Source organism: Methylophaga sp. OBS1, from assembly GCF_026319365.1.
This window is the reverse complement of record NZ_JAPDMS010000004.1, coordinates 212,277-233,280: the sequence shown is the minus strand read 5'-3', so window position 1 is coordinate 233,280 and position 21,004 is coordinate 212,277. Positions and strand designations below refer to the sequence as shown.

24 protein-coding genes are annotated in these 21,004 nt (G+C 52.9%); 5 read left to right on the top strand and 19 right to left on the bottom strand.

The window, feature by feature from the left end:
• Positions 1-22 precede the first annotated feature (22 nt).
• From OMQ46_RS12570 to dapC, 6 genes are all read right to left on the bottom strand, one after another.
• Positions 23-2,161, bottom strand: coding sequence for a TonB-dependent receptor (locus OMQ46_RS12570; protein WP_266237356.1), 2,139 nt, complete (start codon positions 2,159-2,161; stop codon positions 23-25).
• Positions 2,162-2,311: 150 nt separating this feature from the next.
• Positions 2,312-2,602: a hypothetical protein gene (locus OMQ46_RS12565; RefSeq protein WP_266237355.1), complete on the bottom strand. Its 291-nt coding sequence runs from the start codon at positions 2,600-2,602 to the stop codon at positions 2,312-2,314.
• An 8-nt stretch (positions 2,603-2,610) separates the two neighbouring features.
• Positions 2,611-3,741, bottom strand: a complete 1,131-nt coding sequence (gene dapE / locus OMQ46_RS12560) for a succinyl-diaminopimelate desuccinylase (protein ID WP_266237354.1) — start codon at positions 3,739-3,741, stop codon at positions 2,611-2,613.
• 1 nt (position 3,742) lies between these two features.
• Positions 3,743-4,087 carry an ArsC family reductase gene (locus tag OMQ46_RS12555; protein WP_266237353.1) on the bottom strand — a complete coding sequence of 115 codons (345 nt, stop codon included), beginning with the start codon at positions 4,085-4,087 and terminating at the stop codon, positions 3,743-3,745.
• Between the two features lie 133 nt (positions 4,088-4,220).
• Positions 4,221-5,042 (bottom strand): 2,3,4,5-tetrahydropyridine-2,6-dicarboxylate N-succinyltransferase, encoded by an 822-nt coding sequence (dapD, locus tag OMQ46_RS12550; RefSeq protein WP_266237352.1) that lies wholly within the window; start codon positions 5,040-5,042, stop codon positions 4,221-4,223.
• 16 nt (positions 5,043-5,058) lie between these two features.
• Entirely contained in the window at positions 5,059-6,255 is a 1,197-nt protein-coding gene (gene dapC, locus OMQ46_RS12545; protein WP_266237351.1) for a succinyldiaminopimelate transaminase, read from the bottom strand.
• Positions 6,256-6,327: 72 nt separating this feature from the next.
• Between dapC and OMQ46_RS12540 the strand changes: the two genes are divergently transcribed.
• Positions 6,328-7,212 carry a DMT family transporter gene (locus OMQ46_RS12540; RefSeq protein ID WP_266237350.1) on the top strand — a complete coding sequence of 295 codons (885 nt, stop codon included), beginning with the start codon at positions 6,328-6,330 and terminating at the stop codon, positions 7,210-7,212.
• Between the two features lie 98 nt (positions 7,213-7,310).
• Positions 7,311-7,703, top strand: a complete 393-nt coding sequence (locus OMQ46_RS12535) for a VOC family protein (protein ID WP_266237349.1) — start codon at positions 7,311-7,313, stop codon at positions 7,701-7,703.
• Between the two features lie 272 nt (positions 7,704-7,975).
• Here OMQ46_RS12535 and ttcA read toward each other — a convergent pair whose 3' ends face one another.
• Genes ttcA through mobA form a run of 3 tightly spaced genes read right to left on the bottom strand, consistent with a single transcriptional unit; the run spans position 7,976 to position 11,219 of the window.
• Positions 7,976-8,839, bottom strand: coding sequence for a tRNA 2-thiocytidine(32) synthetase TtcA (gene ttcA / locus OMQ46_RS12530; RefSeq protein ID WP_266237348.1), 864 nt, complete (start codon positions 8,837-8,839; stop codon positions 7,976-7,978).
• Between the two features lie 2 nt (positions 8,840-8,841).
• Positions 8,842-10,101: a bifunctional molybdopterin-guanine dinucleotide biosynthesis adaptor protein MobB/molybdopterin molybdotransferase MoeA gene (locus OMQ46_RS12525; RefSeq protein ID WP_266237346.1), complete on the bottom strand. Its 1,260-nt coding sequence runs from the start codon at positions 10,099-10,101 to the stop codon at positions 8,842-8,844.
• A gap of 2 nt (positions 10,102-10,103) precedes the next feature.
• Complete coding sequence (gene mobA / locus OMQ46_RS12520) at positions 10,104-11,219, bottom strand: molybdenum cofactor guanylyltransferase MobA (RefSeq protein WP_266237345.1); 1,116 nt, start codon at positions 11,217-11,219, stop codon at positions 10,104-10,106.
• A 27-nt stretch (positions 11,220-11,246) separates the two neighbouring features.
• Between mobA and OMQ46_RS12515 the strand changes: the two genes are divergently transcribed.
• Positions 11,247-11,891, top strand: a complete 645-nt coding sequence (locus tag OMQ46_RS12515; protein WP_266237344.1) for a retropepsin-like aspartic protease family protein — start codon at positions 11,247-11,249, stop codon at positions 11,889-11,891.
• Between the two features lie 95 nt (positions 11,892-11,986).
• Here OMQ46_RS12515 and folE2 read toward each other — a convergent pair whose 3' ends face one another.
• The 5 genes from folE2 to OMQ46_RS12490 are packed head-to-tail and all read right to left on the bottom strand — an operon-like array spanning position 11,987 to position 16,195.
• Positions 11,987-12,793, bottom strand: a complete 807-nt coding sequence (gene folE2, locus OMQ46_RS12510) for a GTP cyclohydrolase FolE2 (RefSeq protein ID WP_266237342.1) — start codon at positions 12,791-12,793, stop codon at positions 11,987-11,989.
• A 4-nt stretch (positions 12,794-12,797) separates the two neighbouring features.
• Positions 12,798-13,178 carry a 6-carboxytetrahydropterin synthase QueD gene (gene queD, locus OMQ46_RS12505; RefSeq protein ID WP_266237341.1) on the bottom strand — a complete coding sequence of 127 codons (381 nt, stop codon included), beginning with the start codon at positions 13,176-13,178 and terminating at the stop codon, positions 12,798-12,800.
• A 44-nt stretch (positions 13,179-13,222) separates the two neighbouring features.
• On the bottom strand, positions 13,223-15,046 hold the full coding sequence (dxs, locus tag OMQ46_RS12500; RefSeq protein WP_266237340.1) for a 1-deoxy-D-xylulose-5-phosphate synthase: 1,824 nt from the start codon (positions 15,044-15,046) through the stop codon (positions 13,223-13,225).
• A gap of 10 nt (positions 15,047-15,056) precedes the next feature.
• A complete protein-coding gene (gene ispA, locus OMQ46_RS12495; RefSeq protein ID WP_266237643.1) occupies positions 15,057-15,923 on the bottom strand; it encodes a (2E,6E)-farnesyl diphosphate synthase in 867 nt (288 codons plus the stop codon).
• Between the two features lie 26 nt (positions 15,924-15,949).
• A complete protein-coding gene (locus OMQ46_RS12490) occupies positions 15,950-16,195 on the bottom strand; it encodes an exodeoxyribonuclease VII small subunit (RefSeq protein ID WP_266237339.1) in 246 nt (81 codons plus the stop codon).
• Between the two features lie 132 nt (positions 16,196-16,327).
• Between OMQ46_RS12490 and ribF the strand changes: the two genes are divergently transcribed.
• The gene (gene ribF / locus OMQ46_RS12485) at positions 16,328-17,263 is read left to right on the top strand and encodes a bifunctional riboflavin kinase/FAD synthetase (protein WP_266237338.1); all 936 of its coding nucleotides are present in this window, start codon (positions 16,328-16,330) and stop codon (positions 17,261-17,263) included.
• A 133-nt stretch (positions 17,264-17,396) separates the two neighbouring features.
• Here the strand turns inward: ribF and OMQ46_RS12480 are convergent, their stop codons facing one another.
• Genes OMQ46_RS12480 through OMQ46_RS12470 form a run of 3 tightly spaced genes read right to left on the bottom strand, consistent with a single transcriptional unit; the run spans position 17,397 to position 18,635 of the window.
• Positions 17,397-17,765, bottom strand: a complete 369-nt coding sequence (locus OMQ46_RS12480; protein ID WP_266237337.1) for a lysozyme inhibitor LprI family protein — start codon at positions 17,763-17,765, stop codon at positions 17,397-17,399.
• 8 nt (positions 17,766-17,773) lie between these two features.
• On the bottom strand, positions 17,774-18,175 hold the full coding sequence (locus OMQ46_RS12475; RefSeq protein ID WP_266237336.1) for a hypothetical protein: 402 nt from the start codon (positions 18,173-18,175) through the stop codon (positions 17,774-17,776).
• Position 18,176: 1 nt separating this feature from the next.
• Entirely contained in the window at positions 18,177-18,635 is a 459-nt protein-coding gene (locus OMQ46_RS12470) for a GNAT family N-acetyltransferase (protein WP_266237335.1), read from the bottom strand.
• Positions 18,636-18,718: 83 nt separating this feature from the next.
• Between OMQ46_RS12470 and OMQ46_RS12465 the strand changes: the two genes are divergently transcribed.
• The gene (locus OMQ46_RS12465) at positions 18,719-19,465 is read left to right on the top strand and encodes a ferredoxin--NADP reductase (protein WP_266237334.1); all 747 of its coding nucleotides are present in this window, start codon (positions 18,719-18,721) and stop codon (positions 19,463-19,465) included.
• A 13-nt stretch (positions 19,466-19,478) separates the two neighbouring features.
• Here the strand turns inward: OMQ46_RS12465 and OMQ46_RS12460 are convergent, their stop codons facing one another.
• Together OMQ46_RS12460 and OMQ46_RS12455 are read right to left on the bottom strand one after the other, a co-directional pair.
• The gene (locus tag OMQ46_RS12460) at positions 19,479-20,222 is read right to left on the bottom strand and encodes an NYN domain-containing protein (protein WP_266237333.1); all 744 of its coding nucleotides are present in this window, start codon (positions 20,220-20,222) and stop codon (positions 19,479-19,481) included.
• 24 nt (positions 20,223-20,246) lie between these two features.
• Positions 20,247-20,909 (bottom strand): SDR family oxidoreductase, encoded by a 663-nt coding sequence (locus tag OMQ46_RS12455; protein WP_266237332.1) that lies wholly within the window; start codon positions 20,907-20,909, stop codon positions 20,247-20,249.
• Positions 20,910-21,004: the final 95 nt, after the last annotated feature.

Below are 21,004 nucleotides of genomic sequence, written 5' to 3'. Positions count from 1 at the left end.
CGGCTGTCATCCTGCCTGGGTGTTAACCGCCGAAATCGAAGCGAATACCGGTCATCACAGTTCGGCCGATAATCGGCGCTTCTTCCTTCAGGAAGCTCTGGTGACGGCGTCCATCTTCATTGAGCAGGTTGCGGCCCTGAACATAGATTTCCGCGCCTTTCAGACTGTCAGGTGCCCAGCTGGCATTAAATGACAGCAGATCATAACCGTCGGTATCGGACTCCAGTTCAGCACTTTTGCTTTGTCTGAAGATGTGACGGTAATCGATGCTCAGAGACCAGTCCTGATAGGCCGTATCGACACCGATGCCCAGTCTGCCCGGGCTGATTCGTGGCAGATTGTCACCGCCATCCAGCTTGGCACGAACATAATCACCCGACAGACGCAGTGTCACCGGCACAGCGCCCTCAATCACATCCCAGGCTGCGGTGAATTCCGCGCCATAGAAACGGGCATCATCCTGCTGATTAAATACCAAGGTATCACCCTCAATCAGAATGGGATTGCCGGTACCGTCATCACGTGAGGCGAGATAAATAAAGTCCTGCACGTAGTTATAGAACAGAGTGGTATCAAAGCGGAAGGGCCCGGCATGGCGGTCCAGTCCGATTTCAAAGTTGGTGTAGGTCTCTTCATCCAGTGTTGGGTCACCGACTTCAACGGTACCTGAGGCAGCATGTGCACCAAAGGCGTAGAGTTGTTCAGCAGACGGTGCCCGTTCTGAACGGGTGACCGCCAGACGCACATGATGCTTATCATCCAGGTCGATAATCGAACCGGCGGAGAGACTGAACGGGGTGAAGCTACGACTACCCAGGTTGGCTTCCTGATGTATCTCGTCACCACTGGGCAAATCGATATGACGCTCTTCATCCAGCGTTACCGGATCAGAACGAACGTGATCCACCCGTGCTGCGAATTCCAATCGGCCAAAGTCAGTAGGCAATTCTTCCAATACGAACATACCCATTGAGCGGGTGTCATTGTCGCGAATATAGAAGCCGTCGCCACCATGTCCACCGTGACCATGACCGGCACCTTCGGCGCCAAACTCACGGTTATTCAACTGCAGACCGATGACACCTTGCCAGAGACCGATTGGGTTATGTACCAGTTCCAGACGCGCTTCAGACTCGTCATTGGTGAATTCGGTTTCCACCCCGCGCTCTTCCAGTTCACCGTTAAAGAATTCACCACCGATTTCCTGCTGGTTGAATTCGGTATGTGCCAGTTTCAGACGGGCCGTGCTGAAGCCGGGCAGCGGATTATTGAATTCACTGCGGAAATCGACGCGATCATAATCGGCATGAATCCGTTCCTGCTCTTCTTCGCCTTCACCCAGGAAGACTTCTGGAATGCCATAATCTGTGCGCCAGCGGCTGTAACCCAGACCCGCATGACCCCATTCACCTTTATAGAGACCAGTTACTGAGAAGCTGTCGCTGACCGCATCACTGTTTTGCAGGGTATCTTTATCGCCCCGGGTCTGACCGATTTGCTGATAGCCGTCAATATCAAAATCATGGCTGCGACGGAGACCGTAGTCAGTACGCAATACGAAGTTATCGGTGACCGGTAATTCCAGACCGATATTACCCTGGCGTTCATCACCGTTGTAACCGTAGCCCAGTTGACCGTTGACGCGGGGGGAATCACCAAAATCGGGATCAAAGCGGCCACTTTTGACGTTGATAACACCACCGGCGGCGCCACTGCCAAAGAGCAGGGTGGCGGGACCACGGAACACTTCAATTTGCTCGGCACGACCGACATCAATCGCAACAGTGTGATCACCGCCCTCACCGGATATATCAACCGTTTTCAAGCCGTCTTCCAGTACCTGAACCCGTGAGCCCTGCAGGCCACGAACTACCGGGCGACCAACGCCAGGGCCGAAATCCGAGTTGGCAACGCCCGGTACGCTGTTCAGGGTGTCGCCCAGGGTGGCGGCACGTTGTTTATCCAGTTCTTCATCAGCCAGCACGGTGACCGGGAAGATGAGTTCGTCCGGGGTGCGGGCACCCAGCGGGTCGGCGGTCACCGTCAGGCTGGGAATTTCCACCGGTTCTTCGCTCTGGTTAGCCGGTGCCGCAAAAACACTGGCTGGCAGGCTGGCAATGACAGCACTGATCAGCAGTGCAGACTGTTTTTTTCGGAACATGTTTTTTCCTCGTTACATATTCCTGTCTGCTTCATATGAGACATGCTTCCCTAAAGGGCAGGGTAACACTTCTCATGATATATCATCACAAACAGGAGAGGTGACGCTGCGTAAAGCAGGCAATCAGAATCTTAAAAATGATTTTCTGTGTCAGGAAAAAACAGGTGGCGCACGAATGGCATGCTGCCGGCGAGTAGTCGCCGGTAGGTGAGCGTGGTAAACAGACGATTCAAAAAAGCTCGTTTCTGTCTGAATACCAAATGCCAGCTCCGGATAAATATCTGCGGCTGGCAGGTGATTGATCGCATTTAAACGCTCGCACTGCGCCTCAGCAGTGTGGAAAGCATGTTCAGCATCATGCCACACGGCAAACGACTGCAACAGCAGCACGATGGCTGCCAGTGCCAGTAGAACATGTCGATTGAGATACCGGTTGGACACGATTTAGTCTATTTCAGGAGTAAACGAGACAGCAGAGTCTCATAAATTTGCGACAGGGTGTCAAGATCGGCCACCGACACGCATTCATCAATCTGATGAATCGTGGCATTAAGCGGACCCAGCTCGATCACCTGAGTGCCTGTTGGTGCGATGAAACGGCCATCAGAAGTACCACCGGAAGTGGACAAGGTGGTCTCATAACCGGTCACGTCAAAAACAGCAGCCTGGACCGCTTCCAGCAGTTCGCCACTGGCGGTCCGGAATGGCTTACCCGACAGCTCCCATTTCAATTCATAATTCAGTTGGTGCTTATCCAGTACAGCCTCCACGCGGCTTTGCAACTCCTCATGTGTGACCTCTGTGGAAAAACGGAAGTTGAACACCATCTCGGTAGTGCCGGGGATAACATTGGTCGCACCGGTGCCGGCATTCAAATTGGAGACCTGAAAGCTGGTGGGCGGAAAATCAGCATTGCCCTGATCCCACTCAATGGAACATAACTCGGTTAAGGCCGGTGCCAGCAGATGAATTGGGTTCTGGGCCAGATGCGGATAGGCGATATGCCCCTGTTTTCCCTTAACAGTCAGTCGACCATTCAGAGAACCCCGACGACCGTTTTTGACAATATCGCCGACTTTATCGGTGCTGGAAGGTTCGCCCACCAGACACCAGTCAATCTTTTCCCCGCGACTTTGCAATGTCTCCACGACTTTGACAGTGCCGTTGATGGCCGGACCTTCTTCATCGCTGGTAATCAGGAAAGCGATACTGCCTTCATGTTCCGGGTGTTTGCTGACAAACCGCTCACAGGCCGTGACCATGGCGGCGATACTGCCTTTCATATCCGCAGCACCGCGACCATAGAGCATGCCATCAACGATGTTGGCTTCGAAAGGGGGGTGGGTCCATTTATCCAGCGGCCCGGTGGGGACGACATCGGTATGGCCGGCAAAGGCAATGATCGGCCCTTTATTGCCACGGCGCAGCCACAGGTTTTCGACATCCTCGAAATACATATGCTCAGCTTTGAAACCCAGCGGCGCGAGGCGGTCGGACAACATAATCTGACAGCCTTTATCTTCCGGCGTCACGCTGTCACGGCGAATCAATTCCTGAGTCAGTGCAATAGTATCAGACATATTATTTTCCGAATTGGTCGGCAAAATCGGCTTCTTTAAAGCCAACCAGACAGCCCTTGTCTGTTTCAACAACAGGTCTTTTAATCAGGGTCGGATTGGCCAGCATCAGTTCCACAGCCACGGCCTGATTCAGCTTATCTTTGCGCGGATCATCCAGCTTACGCCAGGTGGTGCCACGTTTGTTCAGCAGGGTTTCCCACTTGACTGACTGCAGCCAGCCTTCGAGGGTACTTTTTTCCAGCCCATCCTGACGGAAGTCATGGAATTGGTACTCAACGCCGTTATCATCCAGCCAGCGGCGGGCTTTTTTCACCGTGTCGCAGTTTTTGATGCCGAATAAAATCATGCCTTGTTTCTAGCTCCTGTCTGGGCATAGTCATGTAGGGAGACGAGAAAATAGTTATCCGCAGATGACGCCGATTTTCAGAGATTAGCTTGTCAATAATCTGTGTTTACCGGCGAAATCTGCGGATGTGTCATTAAATGTCGCGAAGCAGCTCGTTGATGCCGACTTTGCCACGGGTTTTCTCATCCACCTGCTTGACGATAACCGCGCAGTAGAGGCTGTAGCTACCGTCTTTGGATGGCAGGTTACCCGAGACCACCACTGAACCGGCAGGGATACGGCCATAGGTGATTTCACCGGTCATGCGGTTGAAAATCTTGGTGCTCTGGCCGATGTAAACGCCCATGGAAATAACCGAGCCTTCTTCCACAACGACGCCTTCCACGACTTCGGAGCGGGCACCGATAAAGCAGTTATCTTCGATAATGGTCGGGCCGGCCTGCAGCGGTTCCAGTACACCGCCGATGCCGACGCCACCGGACAGGTGGACGTTTTTACCGATTTGGGCACAGCTGCCGACAGTGGCCCAGGTATCGACCATGGTGCCGGAATCAACGTAAGCACCGATGTTGACGTAAGACGGCATCAACACCACGCCAGGTGCGATATACGAGCCACGACGCACAGCGGCAGGCGGCACCACACGGACACCGGCTTTGTTGAAGTCATCTTCAGAGAAGCTGGCGAATTTAGGTTCGACTTTATCGAAATACTGGGTTTCACCACCGGCCATCGGACGGTTGTCATTCAGACGGAAAGACAGCAGGACCGCTTTTTTCAGCCACTGGTTAACCACCCAGTCACCATTTTGTTTTTCTGCGACACGGGCACTGCCGTTATCCAGCATCGCCAGCGCTTCATTGACCGCGTTGCGGACATCGCTGTCGGCATTGGACGGATTGATTTCAGCACGGCGCTCAAACGCTTCTTCGATAATATTCTGAATATCGCTCATGAGGTTCTCCATTGATTTAATTGAATTGTTCGATCAGGCTGCGAATTCGCATGGCAGCCTCAATGCATTCTTCCAGCGGTGCGACCAGGGCCATACGCACACGGTTGGCACCGGGGTTACCTGTAACTGTGTCACGGCCCAGATAACTTCCGGGCAAAACGGTGACATTCTGCTTTTCAAACAGCTGACGGGCAAATTCGGTATCGGCGACCGGGGTCTCTGCCCAGAGGTAAAAGCCGGCTTCAGGCATCGATACCTGCATAACCGGAGACAGGATCTCCAACACGGCCTCAAATTTTTCACGGTACAGTTCGCGGTTGTGGGCGACATGGTCTTCATCATTCCAGGCAGCTATCGAGGCAGCCTGGGTGGAAGGCGGCATGGAACAGCCGTGGTAGGTACGGTAACGCAGAAACTGTTTCAAAATATCGGCATCACCCGCCACAAAACCGCTTCTCAGTCCCGGCGCATTAGAGCGTTTGGACAGGCTGTGGAAGACCACGCAACGACGCATATCGGTGTAACCACCGCTATAAGCCGCCTGAAGCAGACCGACCGGAGCCTGGTCTTCATCATGATAAATTTCTGAGTAGCATTCATCGGCGGCAATCACAAAGTCATATTGGTGGGCGAGCTCAATCAGGCGCTGCAATGTCGCTTCATCGATCACAGCCCCGGTCGGGTTACCGGGACTACAGATGTATAACAACTGACAGCGCTGCCAGGTCGTCTCGTCAACAGTGTCGAAATCGGGGATAAAGCCATTGGCCGCATCACAATTCAGATAAAACGGTTCGGCACCGGCCAGAATCGCCGCGCCTTCATAAATCTGATAAAACGGATTGGGCATGATGACCAGCGGGTCCTGACTGCGGTCAATCACGGCCTGAGCGAAGGCAAACAGCGCTTCGCGGGTGCCGTTGACCGGCAAAACCTGGGTCATCGCATTGATATGACCGTCAAGCTGAAAACGCTGATCCAGCCAGGTCGCAATCGCGTGACGCAGTTCATTACTGCCGGCGGTAGTCGGATAGCTCGATAGCCCGTGCAGATGGGTGATGACCGCCTCAGTGATGAAGCCCGGCGTCGGATGTTTGGGCTCGCCGATGGACAACGCAATATGTGGCAGATCTTCCGGCGGATGACAACCTTGTTTCAGCTGCGCCAGTTTTTCAAAAGGGTAGGGATGCAGTTTTGTCAGTTCCGGATTCATAGAGACCAGGGGGAGAATGAAAATCAGACTATTATAACGGGTTAGCTGCCTGACGTGGTATAAGGTGGCGTCATGATCCCATCAAGCAATAAAGAATATTCTCTGGCGGTTAGCGCCATCCTCTTCTCTGCCGCGATGTGGGGACTTATCTGGTATCCGATGCGCTTATTGGAGCAGGCCGGTATGCCAGTGGTCTGGACCACGCTGGCGGCTTATCTTGCGGCAGCTTTGGTTGCCAGTATGCAGTTGATCTGGGTCTGGAAACGCATAGCGCAGCAATGGCCGCCGTCATTATGGGCGCTGGCGCTGGCGGCCGGTCTCACCAATCTGGCTTTCCTGGTGGCGCTGATTGAAGGGGAAGTGGTACGGGTGATGCTGCTGTTTTATCTGTCACCACTGTGGTCGGTGCTGCTTGGTCACTGGTGGCTGGGAGAGCGTATCTCACGCCAGTCCCTGTTGATGATTCTGCTTGCGATGTCCGGCACCTTCATGATGCTCTGGCATCCGGAAATCGGCTTTCCCTGGCCGCATGGTCTGGCAGACTGGCTGGCTCTATTCGCCAGTTTTATGTTTTCGGTGAATAACGTACTCAGTCGCAAACTGGCGGCAGTGCCGATGGAAATCAAAACCTTTGCTGTTTACTGGGGCGTCGTCATGGTAGCCATTGTCGTGCTGTTTCTGCAGCAGGCAACGGTGCCTCAGGTGACAGTGAATGTCTGGTTGCTGGTCGCGGTATTTGGTGGGCTGGCTTTCGTCTCAATGACGATTGCGGTGCTCTACGGTCTGGCGAGAATCGCCGTTTTCCGCGCCGCGATTCTGATGTTGTTCGAATTGCTGGTAGCCGCAATCTCGGCCTGGTTGTTGACCGACGAGCGTATGAGCGGCATGGAATGGCTGGGTGGCGCCCTGATTTTTGTGGCGGCCTACGGAATGGCTCGTCTTGGCAAGATGCCCTGACCCTTGGGTGCCGGCGGCGCTTCGCGTTAAAATAAGCACTAACTATCCTGCCGCTCAGGCGGCAGGTTGCGTCTTTTCATCAACTATCGGGACCCCGCATGATCAAATCAATCGCGCACGCCAGTTTTCTCGTTGAGGATGTTCCGCGTTCTCTGAAGTTTTATTGTGATGTGCTGCAATTGCCGCTCAATCCCAACCGACCTGACTTTCCGTTTGACGGTGCCTGGCTGGATATCGGCGATGATCAGATGATTCACCTGATGCAGTTGCCCAATCCGGATTCCAATGAAGGCCGTCCGGCCCATGGTGGACGGGATCGTCACCTGGCTCTGGTGGTGGAAGATCTGGAAGCGTTGGCTGAACGACTGGAAGCAGCCGGTATTGAGTTTTCCCGCAGCAAGTCAGGCAGAGCCGCTTTTTTCTGTCGTGATCCGGATGGCAATGCGCTGGAATTTGCTGAAGATTTCACGCCACCACCACTGCAAAAATAATCCCGGCCGGAGCGAATCAGTGACTTACAGACTTACTCACATTTTCTGTGGATAAGTCTGTGGTTAACTGATGGGAAAATCGCTAAGTCATTATTCTGTAACAGGCTGCCCGGCGCTGGTTAAAATCTCACCAACCTGTAAATATCAAATAAAAACAATGTTTTATCTTTGTTTTTCAGAGATTCAATGACTTAGCGACATGTCTTATCAACTCAGAATACTTTGCTGGCTAACTGGTGATAACTTTCTCCTGAAATACCGGTTCTGCGTTTTTATCTTGCCAGCGCTGGTTGCTGCATATCATCCATAAACGCGTTTCTTTCTTCAGCGGATTCTTCACGCTGCTGTTCCAGATCGGTGAAGTTAAATAAATCCACATCAGCCAGCTGTGAGGGTGAGATGTTCTGGATACTGCGGAAGATATTCTCCAGTCGTCCCGGTGTTTCGCGCTCCCAGCTTTGCAGCATTTCCTTGATTTTCTGGCGTTGCAGGTTTTCCTGGGACCCGCACAGGTTGCAGGGAATAATCGGGAACTGCATCGCCTCAGCGTAGCGGGCGATATCTGCTTCGCAGGCATAAGCCAGCGGCCGGATCACGATATTACTTTTATCGTCACTGAGGAGTTTGGGCGGCATCGCCTTGATTTTGCTGCCGTAAAACATATTCAGAAACAGGGTTTCGATAATATCGTCGCGGTGGTGCCCCAGTGCAATTTTGGTGATGCCGTTTTCGCGGGCATAGCCATAGAGTGAACCGCGACGCAGTCGCGAGCAGATGCCACAGGTGGTTTTGCCTTCCGGCACCACTTCCTTGACGATGCTGTAAGTGTCTTTTTCGATGATATGAAAAGGCACATCAATCGATGACAGATACTCCGGCAAGACATGCTCCGGGAAACCGGGCTGTTTCTGATCCAGATTCACCGCAATCAGCTCGAAATTAATCGGCGCATGATCACGCAGATTAATCAGGATATCCAGCATGGTGTAACTGTCCTTACCGCCGGACAGGCAGACCATGAGCTTATCGCCATCCTGAATCATATTGTAATCGGCAATGGCCTGGCCGACATTGCGACGCAGACGCTTACGCAGCTTATTGAATTCGCGTTGTTGTTTGACGAGTGCTTCAGACATGATTAAACCAGACCTGCAAAGGGTTGAACGGTAACGATAGTGCCGGGCTCAATGCCGTCACAGTCTTCATCCAGCAGGATGAAACAGTTGGCGACGCTCATCGAGCGTAAAATCCCCGACCCCTGCTGGCCGGTGGTTTGTACTTTGAGCTGGCCGCTGCCATCTTCAAACAAAATGCCGCGTTGAAATTCAAAACGACCGGGACGCTTGCGGATTCGGCTGTCGGTCTCTACCTGCATTAAAGGCAGCGGGTGATCATTTTCACCGGCCATCTTTTTCAAAGCCGGCTGTACAAACTGATAGAAAGTCACCATCACTGACACCGGATTGCCGGGCAGACCGAAGAACAGGGCATCGTCTATTTTACCAAAGGCCAGTGGACGACCGGGTTTCATCGCGATTTTCCAGAAATTGACCTGACCCAGTTCGGCCAGCATTTCCTTCACATAATCGGCATCCCCTACAGAGACGCCGCCGGAAGTAATCACCACATCCGCTTCGGCGGCGGCCTGTGCCAGGGCATTTTTCAGTGCGGCTTTTTCGTCCGGGACGACACCCATATCCAGAACCTCGGCGTCGAGCCTTTTGAGCATGCCATAGAGAGTGTAGCGATTGCTGTCGTATATCTGACCGGCTGCCAGTGGTTCGCCAATAGAGCGCAGTTCATCGCCGGTAGAGAAGAAAGCGACCCGTAGTTTGCGTCTGACTCTCAATTCACCAATACCCAGCGAGGCGATCAGCCCCATATCGGCCGGTGTGATGCGTTGTCCTGCTGGCAGTACCGTCTGACCCTGTTCGATATCTTCACCAGCCATACGCACATTCTGGCCGGCTTGATGCTGACCATGAACCGTGATCTGATCACCATCAACGGCGACATGTTCCTGCATGATGACCGTGTCGCATTCCGGTGGCATCATCGCGCCGGTCATGATCCGGATGCATTCACCCTGACTGATCGAGCCCTGATAGGGTTGTCCGGCAAAGGCGGTACCAACCAGCTTCAGTGTATAGCGCTCAGCCGCCATATCCCGACTGTGAATGGCATAGCCATCCATGGCTGAATTGTTATGCGGCGGTACCTGCAGCGGCGAAATCACCGGGGCATGCAGGATATGCCCCAGCGCGTCACGCAGGGCGAGTTTCTGCCAGCTACTGATGGGGCTCAGTAACTGTTCAATCTGGCTACGCGCCTCGTCAACACTGAGACTTTGCTGATCCTGCGGATCAGCGCAGCTGGGTTGGGGAGTAAATTCGGCCATAATCAGGCAGTCCATTTATGCATAAATTGTTCAATAAAGTCGGCGATCGCCCCGATATCGTTGATGTTAAGCTCGGGCAGCGGATGCGTGCCTGCAAGGGCTTCATCCGAGGCAATGGCAATAATCTGTGGATCATCCCGGAAAAGTAGCGGTTTTCCAAGACTGGGCCGATACAGTTCCAGCTTGGGAATAGGCTCATGCTTGAAACCTTCGACCAGTATCAGGTCGAGTTTGCTGACCTCCAGCCGGGGCAGTAAATCAGCCAGTTGCGGATCATTGTCCGGCGCATCGCTTTTCTCCATCAGGGCCATCATCCGTGACGAGGCAATCAGCATTTGCTGCGCGCCGGCTTCTCGGATTTCATAACTATCCTTACCCGGTTTATCGATATCAAAATTATGATGCGCATGCTTAATCACTGCCACCCGCAGGCCACGCTGATTCAGTTCCGGTAATAAGCGGGTCAGCAAGGTGGTTTTGCCGGTGCCACTGAAGGCAGCGATACCGAGCATGGGTAAGGGGGCTGTGAGCGTGTTGGTTTGCTCAAGATCTTCCGGGTGATTGAAATTCACAAAGGTCTCAGGCTGATCCGAAAAATCCACCTCCGCCAGTTTATACTGCATCAACCATCGGTCGATTTTCCGCTCACCCTGCTCCAGAAAGGCACGCAGTTCGCCTTTAAGCCGGGTCGGGATCAGACTGAAAACCGGTTGCAGGCGGTCACCATCACTGGCGACTGCCAGTTCTCTGCCATTCATCAGCATGGTTTCCATCATTCGTTGCCGCAAAACAGGTGAAATAAAAGGCGAGTCACAGGGTGCGGTCAAAATATAATCAGCCTGGGTGTTTTCCATCGCGGTCAGCATGCCGGCCAGTGGTCCGTGAAAACCCTCAATCGAATCGCTGACCACGGGGTAACCGAGCTGCTGATACTGTTCAAGATGGCGGTTAGCGTTAATAATAAGTGTGTCGACCTGAGGCAGCATGGCGCTGACAGCATGACGCACCATCGCGCGGCCCTGATACGGGATCAGACCTTTATCATCGCCGCCCATGCGGCGGGCCAGACCGCCCGCCAGAATCACGCCGGTTACGGAAGGAAAAGGTTGGACTGTCATTTGTGCCTGCTTGAATAGGGAAAAATCATGATTAAATACTGGCTTACCGCGCTTATTATACTGTTAAACAGTCTGTCAGCAGCGGCTGAAGAACTCGATATCCTTGTGGTGGGACTGTTTGCCAATCAAGCCGTGCTTGAAGTTAATGGCGAGCGGCATCTGCTCAAGGTCGGTGGCAGTACGCCCGGGGGCATAAAACTGATCGCTGCCAACAGCAATGAAGCGGTGCTTGAGATTGAGGGTAAACAACAGCATTTTCCACTTGGTAATCGTATCAGCACACAGTTTTCTGCACCGGTAGAGCAACCCGAGGTCAGCCTCTGGCCCACCAATGGCATGTACCTTACAGCGGGAAGTGTGAACGGTTATACCGTCAATTTTCTGGTCGATACCGGTGCTTCTGCCATTGCGCTGAATGCGGCAACGGCTAACAGGCTGGGCATTGATTATTACCGTGGAGAACAGGTGGGTATTCGCACAGCCTCCGGCAACGAGGTCGGTTACAGGGTGACGCTGGATGTGGTGCAGCTTGAAGAAATCAAACTCTACAATGTGGCAGCGGTGGTGCTGGATGGGGCTGAGCCCTCTACCGCCCTGCTGGGTATGTCTTTCCTGGGACAACTGGATATGGAACATAACGGCGAACGGCTGGATTTACGACAGAAGTATTAGGACTCAATAAGTCAAGATGGCCGCCAGCATTGGTGATTGGCAAGTCCAGACAAAAAAGCCCGGTCGAACCGGGCTTTTCTATTCAGGCATCAGGATTAATCAAAGCCCTTGCTGATGAGGGCATAAGCCGAGTGATTGTGGATAGATTCAAAGTTTTCTGATTCCACGATATAGGCGGTGATGCGTTTGTCTTCATTCAGCTGTGCGGCCACGTCGCGCACCATATCTTCAACGAATTTCGGATTGTCGTAGGCACGCTCGGTGACGTACTTCTCGTCGGGACGTTTGAGCAGACCGTAGATTTCACAGGAAGCCTGTTTCTCAACCAGGTCAATCAGGTCTTCAATCCAGACAAAGCTTTCCACACGCACTGTGAGTGTCACGTGAGAGCGCTGGTTGTGGGCGCCATAGTCCGAGATATTCTTGGAGCAGGGGCACAGGCTGGTGACAGGAACCACGACTTTGACGTTCATCGCGGTCTTGTCGCCTTTGATTTCACCGATAAAGGTGACGTCGTAATCCATCAGGCTGCGCACTTTGGAAATCGGTGCTTCCTTATTAACGAAATAAGGGAAGTTCATCTCGATGTAGCCGGATTCGGCGTCCAGACGCTCCGTCATTTCTCCCAGCATTTCGCGGAATGACTTCACCGTGATTTCGCGTTCATGCTGGTTGAGGATTTCAACAAAACGAGACATGTGCGTACCTTTAAAGTGGTGCGGCAGGTTCACGTACATGTTGAAATTAGCCACAGTATGCTGTTCACCCGTGGTGCGGTCACTGACCTTGACAGGGTGTTTGATATCTTTGATACCCACCTTGTCAATGGCGATCTTACGCTGGTCGGCGATATTCTGTACGTCTTCTATCTCATCGTGCTTGCTGGATTGAGTTGTGCTCATTCAGTTATTCCTCGCTATATTTCACACAGGCGCGGTCTGTTTCCCACAGGGTGACACCTGAAATCTTGGCAGTGTCATTATTCAGGGTATCGCTGAGTTTCTGATAGAAATACCGGGCGATATTCTCTGCCGTTGGGTTGATGGTATCGAACGGCGGAATGTCATTCAGATACCGGTGATCCAGGGTTTTGGCCAGTTCACGGGTAGCGGTTTTGATGGTTTTGAAATCCATCCCCATGCCGTGCTCGTTCAGCTCTGTGGCCGTTACCTCAACCTCAAGTTTCCAGTTGTGGCCATGCATACGACGGCAATCACCCGGATAGTCTCTCAGGGTGTGGGCCGATGCAAAATCTGCCAGGATCTTCAGGGTGTACTTTGCGCTCATAATGTTGACTATTATACTCGGGAATTCATCGGGGTAACAGGATATTATGCCGAAAAGAATCGATTAATCATATCGATAATTCCTGTCGCATCGAGTCCACAGTGAGAAAGCATCTGTTGATGCACGCCATGATCAATGAAGGAATCGGGCAATCCCATCATTTTGACCGCGACGCTGTGATTGATGTCTCGCAGGTACTCGCTGACGGCACTGCCGGCGCCACCCATCACAGCATTTTCCTCAATGGTGAGGATCAGATCATGACTGTCGGCCATGGCCTCCACCATCGCCGTATCCAGTGGTTTGACAAAGCGCATGTTGACGACGGTGGCGTTGATTTTGGCGGCTGCTTCTTCTGCCGGCGCGACCATGCTGCCAAATGCCAGAATGGCGACTTTTTCACCCTGACCACGCAGTTCTGCTTTGCCGATTTCCAGTGTACTCAGCCCGGTTTCGACTTCACGGCCGACACCACTGCCACGCGGATAACGCACGGCACACGGGCCATCGTGATAAAAACCGGTGGTCAGCATCTGCCGGCACTCCTGTTCATCAGCCGGCGCCATCACGGTCATGTTGGGGATGCAGCGCAGGTAGCTCAGGTCGAAGCTGCCCGCATGGGTTGGACCATCCGCACCGACGAGACCCGCCCGATCAATCGCAAACAGCACCGGTAGATTCTGCAGTGCCACATCATGGATCAACTGATCGTAAGCGCGTTGCAGAAAAGTGGAGTAAATCGCGACGACCGGTTTTTTGCCTTCACAGGCAAGGCCGGCAGCCAGCGTGACTGAATGTTGCTCGGCAATACCGACATCGAAATAGCGATCCGGGAAATCTTCAGCAAAGCGATTCAGACCGGAACCGTCACACATCGCCGGTGTAATACCAATCAGGTCCGGATCTTTTTTGGCCATGTCACACAGCCAGCGGCCAAACACCTGGGTGTAGCTCGGGCCTTTGGATTTACTGTTGGCCGGACTCACACCATGATATTTGCAGGGTTGCTGTTCAGCCGGTTCGAAGCCTTTGCCTTTTTTGGTGACGACATGCAGAAATTGCGGCCCTTTACGCTTTTTAAGGTTGCCCAGCGTGGCGAGCAGGGTATCAATGTCATGTCCGTCAATCGGACCGATGTAATTGAAACCCATTTCCTCGAACAAAGTACCCGGGATCATCATGCCTTTGACGTGTTCTTCTGCACGGCGGGCAATCTCCCAGGCCGGCGGAATCTTCTCCAGCACGCGCTTACTACCCTCACGGGCACTGGCATAGAAGTTACCAGACAGCAAACGTGCCAGGTAGTTAGCCATACCGCCGACATTTCTGGAGATCGACATCTCATTATCGTTCAGAATGACCAGCAGGTTGGCATCCAGATCCCCGGCATGTGCCAATGCTTCAAAAGCCTGACCGGCGGTCAGGGCACCATCACCGATAATCGCCACACTGTGACGCGGATCATCGTTGGCTTTGGCGGCAATGGCCATGCCCAGGGCGGCACTGATGGAGGTGCTGGAGTGACCGACACCGAACGTGTCGTATGGGCTTTCGCAGCGTTTCGGGAAACCTGATAGTCCCCCCGGTTGGCGCATGGTGCTCATGCGGTCACGGCGGCCGGTGAGAATTTTGTGCACGTAACTCTGGTGGCCGACATCCCAGACCAGGCGATCTTCCGGCGTGTTGAACACGTAATGCAGTGCCAGGGTTAGCTCAATCACACCCAGGTTGGAGGAAATATGGCCACCGGTTTGCTGCACGCTGTCGATGATCAGTGTGCGCAGTTCCTCTGCCAGCTGCGGCAGCTGTTTTTTATCGAGCTGACGCAAATCATCAGGGCTGTTGATATGAGCGAGTAAATTATCCATTCAAGCAATCTTAGTGAGAACGTTTCACCACAAATTGAGCGAGCGCGCCCAATGCTTCCGTGTTAAAGGGTAACTCTGCCAGTTGACCAAGGGCTTTTTCAATCAGTGCCACCGCTTTTTGCTGCGCTTTTTCCAGTCCCAGCAGGGCCGGATAAGTGGGTTTGTTGAGGGCGATGTCAGCACCCTGGGTTTTACCCAGGGTTTCCGTGTCGGCAATTACATCCAGCACATCATCCTGCACCTGAAAAGCCAGACCAATACAGTCTGCATATCGTTCCAGGTGCAATAAAGTCTCTTCGTCACAGTGTTCTGCCGACAGCGCCCCCAGCACTACGCTGGCACGGATTAGCGCGCCGGTTTTGAGTTTGTGCATGGATTGCAGCGCATTGAGATCGAGTTTTTTGCCCACCGATTCCAGATCGACGGCCTGACCACCGGCCATGCCGAATACGCCGGAAGCCTGCGCCAGACGTTTGACCATGGCGCTCTGCTGCTCGGCAGTCAGTGCCGAATCGCACAATGATTCAAAGGCCATTGATTGCAGCGCATCACCGACCAGCAGGGCAGTGGCTTCATCATAAGCTTTGTGGCAGGTGGGGCGGCCACGACGCAGGTCATCATCGTCCATGACGGGCATGTCATCATGCACCAGCGAGTAGGCATGGATCATTTCCACCGCTGCGGCAGCGGCGTCCATGGCGCGGTTAGTGGCACCCAAAGCCTGACCGGTGGCATAAACCAGCAGGGCGCGCAGCCGTTTGCCACCGCCCAGGGTGGCATAACGCATGGCTTCCAGCAGGCGGGTGGAAGTCACTTGATCAGCGCTGGTAAGACGTTTATCCAGGACAATTTCAATCTGCGCCTGGTGCGTCTGCATCCAGTCTTCAAGCGGGAATTTGGGATTCACGATGGGTCGGATTCGGGATCAAAATCGACCATATTGCTCTGGCCGGATTGTTGTAACAGCATTTGCACTTTCTGCTCGGCCGCCTTCAGCGAATCCTGGCAGTCGCGGGTCAACAATACGCCGCGCTCATAGAGTTTCAAAGATTCTTCCAGGCTGATATCACCTTGTTCCAGGCGTTCTACCAGCGTTTCCAGTTCTTTGACAGCTGCTTCATAATCCAGCTTTTTCTGCTTTGACGCCATGAGGGCCTCTGAAAATAAATCTAAACCGATGTAGCCCGTTATTATAAGGTAAACAACCCGCCCTTGCCCGCTGGAATGTTTTTTTATTTACCGTTAGTCTGTTTTGCTTCAACTCCGGTCTGAACTTGAACCATGCCCAAAATAATTCGCGGTTTACATAATCTGCCCGACTCGCCACAAGGCTGCGTGGCCACCATTGGCAATTTTGACGGTGTTCATCTCGGGCATCAGGCTGTTTTGACGCAACTGGCCATGAAAGGCGACATGCTGGGGTTGCCGGCGGTCATCATTACTTTCGAGCCACAACCCTTTGAATATTTTGTGCCTGAGAAAGCCCCGGCCAGGCTCACCCGTTTCCGTGAAAAAGTCGAGGCCTTGCGCGCCTACTCCATTCAGCAACTGTGTGTGCTGCGCTTTAATGAAAATTTGGCTCGTATGTCGGCGGAAGATTTTATCCGTCGCCTGCTGGTGGAAGGGCTGAATATCCGTTATCTGGTTGTCGGCGATGACTTTCGCTTTGGCCGTCATCGGCAGGGGGATTTTGCCATGCTGCAGCAAGCGGGACGCGAGCATGGTTTTCAGGTGGTCAATATGCATACTTTTGCCATTGATCATCAGCGGGTCAGCAGCACCCGGATTCGCAACGCGCTGCGCGATGGTGATCTGGAAACGGCCGAACGGCTGCTGGGCCGGCCGTACCGGATGAGTGGCCGGGTTGCGCACGGTGACAAGCGTGGCCGCAAGATGGGCTTTCCCACCGCCAATATTCATCTGCATCGCTGCAAAATTCCACTTAACGGCGTGTTTGCCGTGCAGCTTTTCGGTCTGGATGAAGAACCCCTGAATGGTGTCGCCAATATCGGCATTCGTCCCACCATCGGTGGAGATAAAGCCTTGCTGGAAGTGCATTTGTTTGATTTCAACCGTAATATCTACGGTGAACATGTCCAGGTGCATTTCCTGCACAAGATCCGCGATGAGCAGCGTTTTGACGGTCTGGAAAATTTAATGACGCAGATTGAAAAGGATTGCGCCGAGGCCCGGCGTTTTTTCGCTGAACAATGTTAAGCGTTCCGGAGAGTGACGCACTCTCCGGGACCATCAACTGTTCTGTCATCCGTTGACCGGTTTGGTGCTGAAGTGACCATGACGGCAGTCGCTCAGTATGCCGTGAAAGCTGATGCCATCGATATGAACCAGATCAGCGTTCTTCAAGATAAGTCTGACGAAGCAGGCTGTTGCGTTCACGTGCCAGTTGAATGGCGCAACTGACCGTCATCAGTGACTGTATCGAGCCGCCCTCGTATAACTGGAACACGCTCTGGCACTGTTTCTTACGGTAGGCTTCCCAGTTATGCTGGGCCTGCTCTATCAGCTTGAGCAACACCGGATCATCGGCATAACGGATGCGAATCAGATCCAGATTACTGTCCAGTTCATTGACGGCACGTTCCAGTTTCACGTTGAGGCACTGGTTGATTTCAACCGTGGTCACGGATTGCGGACACAAGGCTCTCGCTTCAGCCAGCGAAGGTAACAGTAAAAACAATAAAAAGAGTCGTCTCATCATTGATAGCTTTATTTTTTCAGTTTTAACAAAATCTGACCTGCCAGTCTTTCCATGCTTTGCAGGCTGATATCGGCCTGTTGTAAAAAGTCAGCATCGTAGAACTCAGGGTCAGCCCAGTGCCGGCCACTAATATGGCAGCGCTTGGCGAGCTTATCGAGCCCCAATTCTTCGAGCTCAAAGCCCAGTTTTGTCCATAGCATTGCCAGATGCCGCTCGGTTGCATGGTCCGGTTTACCGGTGTCTTTGAATTGGCGCAGGTAGACGGCAGTCTCCCTGGCTGCCAGAATCACATTCTGCAGTGCCTGTTTGGATTGCTGTTTTCGTTGCCATCCGGCGCGGTTGAGGTTGGCGAGCCAGCTTCTGACGTGTTTGAAAATTTCCCACAGCAGTGTCGGGCTGATGTTGTCCATCTCAATCCTCGAAGACTCTTCGCATCGGTATCATCGCCGAGCGAACAAAGCCGTGCTGCTGATAAAACTGCTGAGCCCGGTCATTATTGGCATCAGTCAGAAGGGTAATGCGAAGACAACCCTGATCCTGGGCAAAGTCTATCGCTGCCTGCAGCAGTCGTTTCCCCAGGCCCTGAGAACGATAGTCCTCAGCAATAATCATATCCTCCAGCATCGCGACTTTACCGCCCATCGCGGTGGAGATCAGGTAAAGCAGACTGACCATGCCCGCCACGATGTTATCTTTTTTTACTAACAGAATCTGTCCCTGCTCGGGATGGGACAGGATCGCATTCACGGCGCTGGTCTGTTTTTCGCTGTCGACTGAAAAGTCAGCTTCCTGACTGAACAGCGCTGACAGTAACTGACAAATGGCGTCAGCATCAGCTTCACTCGCATGCACAATTGACAGATCAGTCATGGGCAATTCACTTCGTTTAAAAAGTCGATTGATAGTACCATGACAATCATCAAGCACCGCTTTGAAACCATTCTGGAGGGCATATGACCGATTGGCTGGATGCGAAGGTAGTGGAAAATAAACAGTGGAATGATCGGCTGCATTCCCTGCGGCTTCAGGCTGATTTTCCCAAGTTCAAGGCTGGTCAGTTCACGCGACTGGCATTGGATGTCGACGGAGAGTTAATCAGTCGGCCTTTTTCGCTGGTCAATGCGCCCGACGAACAGACGCTGGATTTTTATTTCATCGAGGTGCCAGAAGGCGTGTTATCCACCAGGCTGGCGAAGTTGCAGGCGGGGGATGACATCAAAGTAGCGCCTAAAGCGGCAGGCCTGCTCACTCTCGATCAGCTTCCGGAAGCCAGGCACCTGTATTTGCTGGCCACGGGTACCGGTATCGGTCCATTCCTGTCGATTATCAAAACCACTGAGGTCTGGGAGCAATTCAACAAAGTCGTGCTGGTACATGCCGTGCGCTTCCAGAATGAACTGACCTATCAGGAGACAATCGCGGCCGTTCAGGCAGAGCACCCCGAGGCGTTTGTCTATATTCCCATCGTCAGTCGTGAAGACTGTGACTTTGCCTTGTCAGGTCGGATCCCGCAGGCGATCGAAGATGGTCGCCTTGAGCATCGTGCTGGTCTCGAAATCTCACCGGCGGACAGCCAGGTCATGCTCTGCGGCAATCCGGCGATGATTCAGGAAACGATGCAATTACTGATTGACCAGCGCGGCATGAAAAAGCATTCACGGCGCGATCCGGGCCAGATCAGTATTGAAAAATACTGGTGATCACTGTTGCTGCTCAAGGGGTCTCGCTCCAGCGTTTATCTCTGATGTACAGGGCGCGGCCATTGGAGTCGCCAGCCTGCCTTTCTTCCAGTTCAAACAGCTCGGTCGCCGCAACCAGTTCACCGAGCTTTTTATAGCCATAATTGCGGGGGTCGAACTCGGGAGCCTGCTTGGCAATATTGCTACCGACAGCGCCGAGTCCTGCCCAGCCAGTATCATCGGACGAAGCTTGGCAGGCATTTCTTAGTAAGTGGACCAGTTTGCTGTCCTGCCGCAGTTGGTTTCTGGAGAGTGCTTTAATGGCAGGACTTTCATCTGTTTCCCGTCTCAGTACTTCGGTAAATATGAACTTGTCACAGGCGGACACAAAGGGATAGGGCGTTTTCTGCTCACCAAAACCATAGACAGTGAGTCCGGATTCGCGAATCCGGGATGCGAGGCGAGTGAAATCACTGTCACTGGACACGATGCAAAAACCATCGAAATTGCCGGTATAGAGCAGATCCATGGCATCGATAATCATGGCGCTGTCTGTTGCATTCTTGCCCTTGGTATAGGCAAATTGCTGGATGGGTTGAATCGAATGTTCCAGTAAAACGGTTTTCCAGCCGGTTAAGCCGGCCGAGGTCCAGTCCCCGTAGATGCGCTTCACACTGGCGATGCCATAGTTGGCTATCTCGGCGAGTAGCTCGTTGACGATACCCGGCTGGGCATTATCGGCATCAATAACCACCGCCAGTTTATTCACCTCATCCATGACTGCTCCTTTTGTAGCGCGGGCTTAACCCAGACGACCTTTTACCGATTTGATAAAGGCCTCGGCAATTGGCATATCACCGTTATAGATTTCATCCACCTGATTGATGGCTTCGGAATGATCCAGGCATTGCAACACACAGGCGGCCACGTCGGCGCGGGTAATGACCATGGCATCTTTATCACTCGGTCGCTGCGTTGTGATTTTGCCGGTTGCAGCATCATCGGTGAGGCGGCCGGGACGCAGAATAGTGAAGGGCACGCCGCTTTCCAGCAGATGCTTATCAGCGAAATGCTTGCAGATGTTGTAATGCTTGATGGCCGGGGTGCCGTTCTCCGGGTCACCGGCATCGCGGGCACTGACCATCACAAACTGTTTGATGTTGTGTTTTTTGGCCATGTCGACGGCTTTCACCGCGCCCCATAAATCAACCAGAATGGTCTTATCGGCACCGGTTTTGCCGCCGGACCCCGCTGTGAATACGACCTTATCACAGTCAGCAAAGGCTTCATCAGGAAGCGGCTGTTCTAAATCGGCAAGCATAATTTCAGCGCCCAGTTGTTCCAGCTTCTGGGCATGTTCACTGTTCCTGACCATCGCTTTCACCGGCATATTCGCCAGCGCCATCATGCCGATCAATTGTCTGCCAATCTGACCATTGGCACCGATTACCAGTGTCTTATCCATGTTTAACTCCTGCTGATCCATTCTATTTCTACAGCTTAGCATGCCGTTGAGATGAGATTGAGTGATGATTTATGTCCATAAGTATTGACATATTG